Source organism: Pseudomonas granadensis (assembly GCF_900105485.1).
Classification (GTDB): domain Bacteria; phylum Pseudomonadota; class Gammaproteobacteria; order Pseudomonadales; family Pseudomonadaceae; genus Aquipseudomonas; species Aquipseudomonas granadensis.
Window position 1 is genome coordinate 4,020,220 of the sequence record NZ_LT629778.1, and the last position, 9,781, is coordinate 4,030,000.

The following is a 9,781-nucleotide window of genomic DNA, read 5'->3' on the forward strand; positions in this document are numbered from 1 at the left end:
GCGGCACGCCATTAAGATCCGGCGTAACACATTCAATCTCATCAATGCCCGTCAGTCGCTGTGCGAGTGAGCGCTGGCCATCGGTTGTCATGACGCAATCCTTGTTATTGTGCGAGCCGCGAACGGCGACCCGTACAAAATAGGCTCCGGCTGTTCGGAATATCAAGCAGCGTCAGCAAAAACCATTGTTACGGCAGATACAGACTGAATACTCCGCCGCCGAGAGGACCGCCATTGCTGATCTCCGTGCGTCCCTCTACGCCATTGCGCTGATGCAGCGCCGCGATGCGATTGGCGAAATACAAGCCGAGCCCGGTACTGCCGCTGCTGTGATTGATACCCTGCACGTAATCGGCCTGACGCTCGAGCATCTCGCGCGGATAACCGGCGCCGTCATCGTTGATGCTCAGGACCAGTTGCCCGGCCTCGTCACTGACGGTAATCAGCAACGACTCGCGTGCGTAGCGAATGGCGTTGTTGATGCAGTTGCTCAGCACCGAAGCAATCAGCTCACGATCAAAGAAACCCAGCGGGCTCAGCGGATCGACTTCATAGGTGGCGATGATGCCGCGGCTGGCGAACACCTCCTGATGCGCGGCCAGTTGCGCCTCGATGAAATCGTCGAGTTCGTGATAGGCCGGTTGCAGCGGCAACTGATTGACGCCGAGCTTGTACAGCCCGAGCAACTGCACAAGCATGCCGTTGAGGTGAGCGAACTCGAAGTCGATCACGCCCTGCTCCGCGCCCTCGCGCTGCGCTTGCGGCAAACGCGCCAGCCATTGGCTGTGCGCCTGCATGAGCATGGCCAGGGAGTTTTTCATGTCGTGGACGGTGGAGGCGATCACCGTGGAGAAATCCAGCGCCTGCTCGTCTTGGTTCATTCGCCAAACGCCTTGCTTTTCAGCTTTTGATAACGCGCAAAGCGCGCGTCGGTGTCGGGCATCAGGCCGACCATTTTCAGGCAGGCCCGACATTCTTCCAGCTCCGCCGACGGCACACTGGTGTCGGTGCCGTGCAACAGCGACTGGGCCAGGTTCAACGCGATGCTGAGGTTCTTCGGTTGCATCTTCAACGCCTTGCGGAACACCTCGCGGGCTTCCACCAGGTTGCCGGTCTTGTACACCCGCACGCCCTGACGGTTGAGGTCGGCAGCGGCGTTGCTGGAGCTGAGAATGGTCGGGTCATCGGTGAGCTTGGCGATGTCTTTCATCACCGCCGGGTCATCACCATAGATTTCCGCACAGCTCTTGAGCATCGAGGTGCCCGCCTCGGCCTGACCGAGCATCTGCAACTGCTTGGCCACCAGCAACGCCGCTTCCGGGCTCATGAACTGTTCCATGCCGTCGAGGCGCATCAGCGCTTGTTCGGTGAGCTTGTCGGCGGTTTCCGCATCGTTGAGCAGCAGACTGGTGGCCTTCATCAGACGTGCACGAATCTGCAGGCCGGGGTCACTCGGGTTTTCTTTGGCGACCGCGCTGAGAGTCGTGTTGATCTCCAGTCGCGTGCGCGTATCGAGTCCACGATCACTGCCCTTGCTGATCAGCGCATGCGCCAGGCCGAGGTTGCTTTCCGGGTCCTTGAAGCGCGACTGCGCGCCTTGCGACACGGCCTGACGATAGGCACGCGAGGCGGTCTCGAAATCTTCGTTGGCCATCGCCAGTTTGCCCAGCAAGGCCTGACGGCGCACCGCCAGCGGTGACAAGCGAATCGCTTCTTCCAGCACCCGTTGCGCGCCCTTGCTGTCGCCCTCGGCCACCAGCACATCGGCCATGCCGTCATATAGCGCCGGCATCATCGGGAATACTTTCAAGGCTTTCTCATAGACTTCTTTGGCCTGCGTCACCTGGCCACGCTTGAACAACAACTTACCCAGACCGGCAAACGCCCACGGCAATGGGCGGTCGGCGATGATGCCGTCATAGAGGCGTTCCAGCGCTTCGTTCTGATTCATGTCGCGCAGCGCATCGGCGCGATAGCGCAGGCACAGCGGCGAATAGCGGATGTCCTGCTTGCACAGGGCGATGCAGGCGTTGAGCACTTCGACCGGTTTGCCACGGTCGAGGGCTTGCAGAATCGGTTTGAGCAGGGTTTTGCGCTGCTCCAGACGCTCCAGGCGCTGGGCCAGGCCGGAGCGGTTGAACGGCTTGGTCAGGTACGCATCGGGCTCGTGTTCCAGCGCACTGAGCACCATCGCCTGACTGGTTTCGGCGGTGACCATGACGAACACCGCTTCGTGACTGATGAGCTTTTCCGACATCAGGTCTTCGAGCACTTGCTGGCCGTTTTTCTTGCCGTCGCCGAGATGGAAATCCTGCAGGATGAAATCGTAGGATTTCTGCGAGCACATCTTCAGCGCCTGTTCACCCGTGTCGGCGGTATCGACATCCTTGACGCCCAGTTCACGCAGCATCGAACGCACGGAACTGCGGAAATCCGAAAAATCATCGACGATCAGAAAGCTTTTTTGGTGATACGACGACATCGACGATTTCCAGGCAAATGAAGAGAGGGCAATTTCGGGCGCGCAGATGATAGCTGCCGGCCAAACGCTATCAAGCGATTTCGCGCGACGTTGCTGTCACCGAACGGGTTATCGGCCGCTCCCTCGAATCTCTTGAAGATTGTTGGTGCGTTTAGGTCAAGAGCGGGGTCAACACAAAACAACCAGCACGCCATTCGAACTGCGGCAGGAAAAAAGTCGGAAACAGGATTATCCTGCGCAGTTACCCATGCGTTTTTTGATCCACCGCGACCCCATCCGTCGCCTTCTCAAGGCCGAAGTCATGACCTCGAAATCACCCTCCTCGCCCGCTGCTCCCGAGCGCCGAGGCCTGAGCCCCAGCCACCTGGACTTCCCGGTGGTCGGCATCGGCGCGTCCGCTGGCGGACTGCAAGCGATCAAGCTGTTTTTCGAGCACATGCCGCAAGACACCGGCATGGCCTTCGTGATCATCCTGCATTTATCGCCGGATCATCAGAGCGTCGCTGACAAGATCATTCAGGAATCGACGCGGATGCCGGTGCTGCAGGTCACACAGCCGGTGCCGATCGAGAAAAACTGCGTGTACGTCATTTCTCCCGCGCAATCGCTGTCAATGAACGATGGTTACTTACGAGTGAGCACCGCCGCCACACAAACCACCCGACATTCGGCGATCGACCTGTTCTTCCGCGATCTCGCCGATGTGCATCGCGAGCGGGCGTTTTGCGTGGTGCTGTCGGGCACCGGTTCCGATGGCGCAGTGGGTTTGTCGCGGATCAAGGAACAGGGCGGCGTCACCCTGGCGCAAGTGCCTGAAGACGCCGAATACGACGGCATGCCCCGTGCCGCGATCGAAACGCGAATGGTCGACCTGGTGCTGCCAGTGGTGGAAATGCCGCAGAAGCTGATGGAATTGTGGAGCAATTCGCAGAACATCACCCTGCCCAGCGCCAATGACCCCGACATCAAAGTGCAATCGCCGTCCAGCGAGCAGGAAGCGGCAATTGCCGAACAGCGCCTGCACGACATCCTGCTCTACTTGCGGGCCAGTACTGGCCACGATTTCAAGCATTACAAGCGCGCCACCGTGCTGCGCCGGATCGAGCGGCGCATGCAGGTCACCGGCCAGTCCGACCTCAGCGCCTATTACGATTACCTGCAAAACACCGCGGACGAAGCCAAGGCGCTGCTGGGCGACATGCTGATCGGTGTGACCAACTTCTTTCGCGACCGCGAAGCCTTCGAGGCGCTGGAGCGCGAAGTGCTGCCGCAATTGGTGCAGTCGGTATCCAGCTCGGCGGAAAAAGAGGAATTGCGCGTCTGGTCTGCCGGCTGCTCCACCGGCGAAGAAGCCTACAGCCTGGCGATCCTGCTTGACGACCAAATGCAAGTCGAAAACAGCAAGGCGAACCTGCAAGTATTCGCTACCGATATCGACGAACGCGCCATCAGCGTCGGTCGCGCCGGAACCTATCCGCAAGCGATCGTCACCGACGTACCGCCGCAACGCCTGCGCCATTATTTCGTCAAAGACGATGAGCATTACCGCATCCGCAAGGAAATCCGCGAGAAGGTTCTGTTCGCCAAGCACAGCCTGTTGTCCGATCCGCCGTTTTCGCAGATCGATCTGATCACTTGCCGCAATCTGCTGATCTATCTTGATCGCGAAGTGCAGCGCGAGATCCTGCAGATGTTTCACTTTGCCTTGCGACCGGGTGGCTTCCTGTTTCTCGGCACTTCGGAAAGCGCCGATGCCTGCCACGAATTGTTCACCCCGGTGGACAAACGCAACCGCATCTTCCGCGCCAAGACCGGCACGCCGAGTAGCCGTCGCACGCCAACCATGCCGCGAGGCGGTTATATGCGCAGCAGCGTTACACGTCCTGAAGTGAAGACCAGCGAACAACCCAAGTTGTCGTTCGCCGACATTCATCGACGTGCGATCGAGCGTTCAGCGCCGCCGAGCATCATTGTCGACAGCAATGCCGATATTCTGCACATGAGCGAAAGCGCCGGGCGTTTTCTGCGGCATGTCGGCGGCGAGTTGTCGCGCAACCTGCTGACGCTGATCCTGCCGGAGCTGCGCCTGGAGATTCGCACAACGCTCTTCCAGGTGCAGCAAAGCAACCTGACCGTGCGCTCGCGGGAGGTGATCCTCAAGCGCGAAGAGCGGCAGTTCCGCATCGATCTGATCGCCCAACCCTACAAAGACGACGAGTCGGACAGCGAATGCGTGCTGGTGATCTTCGAGGAAGTGGAAATCGATCCCGCCGAACACGCAGCCACCACCATGTTGCAGACCGAGAGCCAGGTGCTGTCGAACCTTGAGCGCGAACTGCAACGCACCAAGCTGCACCTGCAGGACACCATCGAACAGTCGGAAGTCTCCAGCGAAGAGCTGAAAGCCTCCAACGAAGAAATGCAGGCGATCAACGAAGAACTGCGCTCGGCCACTGAAGAGCTGGAAACCAGCAAGGAAGAGCTGCAGTCGATCAACGAAGAGCTGTTGACGGTCAATTACGAGCTGAAAACCAAAGTCGAAGAAACCGACAAGATCAACGATTACCTGACCAACCTGATCGCCTCGACCGACATCGCCACAGTGTTCGTCGATCGCAGCATGCGCATCAAGTGGTTCACCCCGCGCGCTACCGATATCTTCAGCATGCTGCCGGTCGACACCGGACGTTCGCTGCTCGACATCACCCATCGGCTCAACTATGCCGACCTCGCCGACGACGCAGCGCAGGTGTTCGAATCGCTGAACATGATCGAACGTGAAGTGAACAGCACCGATAACCGCTGGTACATCGCGCGGTTATTGCCGTATCGCTCCAGCGAAGACCATATCGACGGCACGGTGCTGACCTTCATCGACATCACCAAACGCCGCGCCGCTGAAGAAGAGCTGCGCCTGGGCGAAGAACGCATGCGTCTGGTGGCCGAGAGCACCCGCGATTACGCGATCATCATTCTCGACGAACAAGGCGCGATCACCAGCTGGAACAAAGGCGCCGAACTGATTTTCGGCTACAGCAAGGCCGAGGCCGAAGGCGCATTCTACGATTTCATCTTCACTGCCGAAGATCGTGCTGCCGGCATGGCCGAGAACGAATTGGCGACTGCCCGTACCCACGGCCGCGCCGAAGACGAACGCTGGCACCAGCGCAAGGACGGCAGCCGCTTCTTCTGCAGTGGCGAAGTCACCCTGCTCAGCGGCGATTATCTGCAAGGCTATGTGAAGATCGCCCGCGACCTGACCGGCCACAAACGCGCGCAGGACGAGCAGAGCCAGGAGCTGGCGCAGACGCGCAATACGGTGTCCCTGCGTGATGAGTTCTTTGCGGTCATGTCCCATGAACTCAAACATCCACTGAACCTTATTCAGCTCAACGCCGAGCTGCTGCGACGCCTTCCGGTCATCCGTACCGCGGGGCCGGCGACGAAAGCGGTCAATACCATCTGCGATGCAGTCAACAGCCAGGCGCGGATCATCGATGACCTGCTCGACGTTGCTCGGGTGCGCACCGGCAAGCTCAAACTGCAACTGACGCGGGTTGATCTCAGCGCCGTACTGCGTGATATCCATACCGTGGTGATCAACGAACAGCATGCGACGCGGGTTGACCTGCACTTGCCAACCGACCCACTGATCATTCATGCCGACCCGACGCGGGTGGAGCAGATCATCTGGAACCTGGTGAACAATGCGCTGAAATTCACCCCACCGACCGGACGAATCGAATTGATCGCCAGTCGCAGTGCGCAAATGGCTCGTCTGGACATCAAGGACAACGGCGTCGGCATCGCTGCGGAAAATCTGGAACATGTGTTCGATCTGTTCGGACAGGCCGAGAAACAACACACCAACCATCAGCGTGAAGGCCTGGGAATTGGTCTGTCACTGGTCAGGCAGTTGACCGAAGCGCAACACGGCTCGGTACTGGTGACATCGCCTGGCCTGGGCGCTGGTTGCACCTTTACCGTGTGCCTGCCATTGGCAATTGATGTGGTCGAAGAAAGTTCGCCACAAGAGGTTGAAGTGGCATCTGGCAAACTGGATGGCCTGAGTATCCTGCTGGTGGATGACTCACCGGAAGTGCTCGAAACGCTGAAAATGCTGCTGGAAATGGAAGACGCAGACGTTACCGCATTTGATCATCCGGTTGCCGCACTGAAAGCGGCTGAGGGCACGCGTTTCGATCTGATCATTTCCGATCTGGGCATGCCGGTCATGAGCGGCTACGAACTGATGAGCGCGTTACGCAAATTGCCGCTGGTGAAAAATGTACCCGCCATCGCCCTCACTGGTTATGGCACGCAGAGCGATATGCAGAAGTCCCGTGAGGCAGGTTTCGACCAGCACCTCGGCAAACCAGTGGCCTATGACGATTTGATCGAAACCATCGAGGCGCTGCGCCGCTCGCAACGCCTGTAAGCGATTCAGCTTAGATAGGCACGCTGGATGCACACGCGACGGTCGATCGCCTGCTGAAGGCGCGCCTTGCTCTCGGCCCAGATGCCTGGATCGACGCGCCTCAGGCGCATCAGATCGAGCATGGCGTTCTTGGCATCCAGATATTCTGACCAGGCATCCGACGCCTTGAGTTTAAGGCGCTCGTGCTCGCTCATCTCCATCCGCCGGATCGCCACTATCGATGGGTCGGTCACCACTGCACTCAGCGTTGTCTGAGTACGGTGCGGGGCGGCGAAGACCTGCTGAGCGATAACGATCTCTCGGGCTCGCTCGCTTCCCCATTTCAGCGCGACTTCGCAGGGAATGTCTTTGCCGCGGTCATGAAATTCTTCACTGACCGCTCGCCCCTCTTTCGTATAGACGCCAATGAATACTTGCGTGTCGCCACTCAGGCCTACACGGGCCTGGACCTCGATCTGTAAGCCGTCGCTTAGTGTCTCGTCATGGCCGTACATCGGCAAACGGCCGTTGATCCATAACCAATAGTTGGCTCCACGACGTCGCATGGTCGTTCCCCCCCCGCCCCGAAAGAGAAACATTAAGGCACTGGATCGGAAGGTACGCCATGTCGATTCGTCGGCTTGGTCGACGCCTCAAACTTTTTCGCAGGCAAAACAAAACCCCAACTGCTTTCGCAATTGGGGTTTCGGAATTTAATCTTGACGATGACCTACTCTCACATGGGGAAACCCCACACTACCATCGGCGATGCATCGTTTCACTGCTGAGTTCGGGATGGGATCAGGTGGTTCCAACGCTCTATGGTCGTCAAGAAATTCGGGTACTGACTCGTGACCAGATGGCCTCGCTTCAGCAAATTGGGTATGTGACAGCTTTCGGTGTTTGTGCGTTTCGAACTTTCGGTTCGTTTCGTCTTCACACACCGCAATCTGGTCTCTTCGACGCAAATTGCTTGGGTGTTATATGGTCAAGCCTCACGGGCAATTAGTATTGGTTAGCTCAACGCCTCACAGCGCTTACACACCCAACCTATCAACGTCGTAGTCTTCGACGGCCCTTCAGGGAACTCAAGGTTCCAGTGAGATCTCATCTTGAGGCAAGTTTCCCGCTTAGATGCTTTCAGCGGTTATCTTTCCCGAACATAGCTACCCGGCAATGCCACTGGCGTGACAACCGGAACACCAGAGGTTCGTCCACTCCGGTCCTCTCGTACTAGGAGCAGCCCCTCTCAAATCTCAAACGTCCACGGCAGATAGGGACCGAACTGTCTCACGACGTTCTAAACCCAGCTCGCGTACCACTTTAAATGGCGAACAGCCATACCCTTGGGACCGGCTTCAGCCCCAGGATGTGATGAGCCGACATCGAGGTGCCAAACACCGCCGTCGATATGAACTCTTGGGCGGTATCAGCCTGTTATCCCCGGAGTACCTTTTATCCGTTGAGCGATGGCCCTTCCATACAGAACCACCGGATCACTAAGACCTACTTTCGTACCTGCTCGACGTGTCTGTCTCGCAGTCAAGCGCGCTTTTGCCTTTATACTCTACGACCGATTTCCGACCGGTCTGAGCGCACCTTCGTACTCCTCCGTTACTCTTTAGGAGGAGACCGCCCCAGTCAAACTACCCACCATACACTGTCCTCGATCCGGATAACGGACCTGAGTTAGAACCTCAAAGTTGCCAGGGTGGTATTTCAAGGATGGCTCCACGCGAACTGGCGTCCACGCTTCAAAGCCTCCCACCTATCCTACACAAGCAAATTCAAAGTCCAGTGCAAAGCTATAGTAAAGGTTCACGGGGTCTTTCCGTCTAGCCGCGGATACACTGCATCTTCACAGCGATTTCAATTTCACTGAGTCTCGGGTGGAGACAGCGCCGCCATCGTTACGCCATTCGTGCAGGTCGGAACTTACCCGACAAGGAATTTCGCTACCTTAGGACCGTTATAGTTACGGCCGCCGTTTACCGGGGCTTCGATCAAGAGCTTCGCGTTAGCTAACCCCATCAATTAACCTTCCGGCACCGGGCAGGCGTCACACCCTATACGTCCACTTTCGTGTTTGCAGAGTGCTGTGTTTTTAATAAACAGTCGCAGCGGCCTGGTATCTTCGACCGGCATGAGCTTACGGAGCAAGTCCTTCACCCTCACCGGCGCACCTTCTCCCGAAGTTACGGTGCCATTTTGCCTAGTTCCTTCACCCGAGTTCTCTCAAGCGCCTTGGTATTCTCTACCCAACCACCTGTGTCGGTTTGGGGTACGGTTCCTGGTTACCTGAAGCTTAGAAGCTTTTCTTGGAAGCATGGCATCAACCACTTCGTCACCCAAAGGGTAACTCGTCATCAGCTCTCGGCCTTAAGATCCCGGATTTACCTAAGATCTCAGCCTACCACCTTAAACTTGGACAACCAACGCCAAGCTGGCCTAGCCTTCTCCGTCCCTCCATCGCAATAACCAGAAGTACAGGAATATTAACCTGTTTTCCATCGACTACGCTTTTCAGCCTCGCCTTAGGGACCGACTAACCCTGCGTCGATTAACGTTGCGCAGGAAACCTTGGTCTTTCGGCGTGGGTGTTTTTCACACCCATTGTCGTTACTCATGTCAGCATTCGCACTTCTGATACCTCCAGCAAGCTTCTCAACTCACCTTCACAGGCTTACAGAACGCTCCTCTACCGCATCATCCTAAGATGATACCCGTAGCTTCGGTGTATGGTTTGAGCCCCGTTACATCTTCCGCGCAGGCCGACTCGACTAGTGAGCTATTACGCTTTCTTTAAAGGGTGGCTGCTTCTAAGCCAACCTCCTAGCTGTCTAAGCCTTCCCACATCGTTTCCCACTTAACCATAACTTTGG

The 9,781-nt window shown here is 57.4% G+C and carries 4 protein-coding genes and 2 rRNA genes (1 of these 6 cut by a window edge); 1 reads left to right on the forward strand and 5 read right to left on the reverse strand.

The features are described 5' to 3' along the window. Positions 1-188 precede the first annotated feature (188 nt). Positions 189-881 carry a sensor histidine kinase gene (locus tag BLU52_RS17795; RefSeq protein WP_090285375.1) on the reverse strand — a complete coding sequence of 231 codons (693 nt, stop codon included), beginning with the start codon at positions 879-881 and terminating at the stop codon, positions 189-191. Continuing rightward, positions 878-2,482: a tetratricopeptide repeat-containing response regulator gene (locus tag BLU52_RS17800; protein WP_090285377.1), complete on the reverse strand. Its 1,605-nt coding sequence runs from the start codon at positions 2,480-2,482 to the stop codon at positions 878-880. The genes BLU52_RS17795 and BLU52_RS17800 overlap by 4 nt, the downstream gene beginning before the upstream one ends. Before the next feature lie 301 nt (positions 2,483-2,783). Between BLU52_RS17800 and BLU52_RS17805 the strand changes: the two genes are divergently transcribed. Then, positions 2,784-6,920 (forward strand): CheR family methyltransferase, encoded by a 4,137-nt coding sequence (locus BLU52_RS17805; protein ID WP_090288613.1) that lies wholly within the window; start codon positions 2,784-2,786, stop codon positions 6,918-6,920. Positions 6,921-6,925: 5 nt separating this feature from the next. Here the strand turns inward: BLU52_RS17805 and BLU52_RS17810 are convergent, their stop codons facing one another. From BLU52_RS17810 to BLU52_RS17820, 3 genes are all read right to left on the reverse strand, one after another. Then, positions 6,926-7,465: a hypothetical protein gene (locus BLU52_RS17810; protein WP_090288615.1), complete on the reverse strand. Its 540-nt coding sequence runs from the start codon at positions 7,463-7,465 to the stop codon at positions 6,926-6,928. A 151-nt stretch (positions 7,466-7,616) separates the two neighbouring features. After that, positions 7,617-7,732, reverse strand: a 5S ribosomal RNA gene (gene rrf / locus BLU52_RS17815). 151 nt (positions 7,733-7,883) lie between these two features. Continuing rightward, positions 7,884-9,781, reverse strand: a 23S ribosomal RNA gene (locus BLU52_RS17820) (it continues 996 nt past the right edge of the window).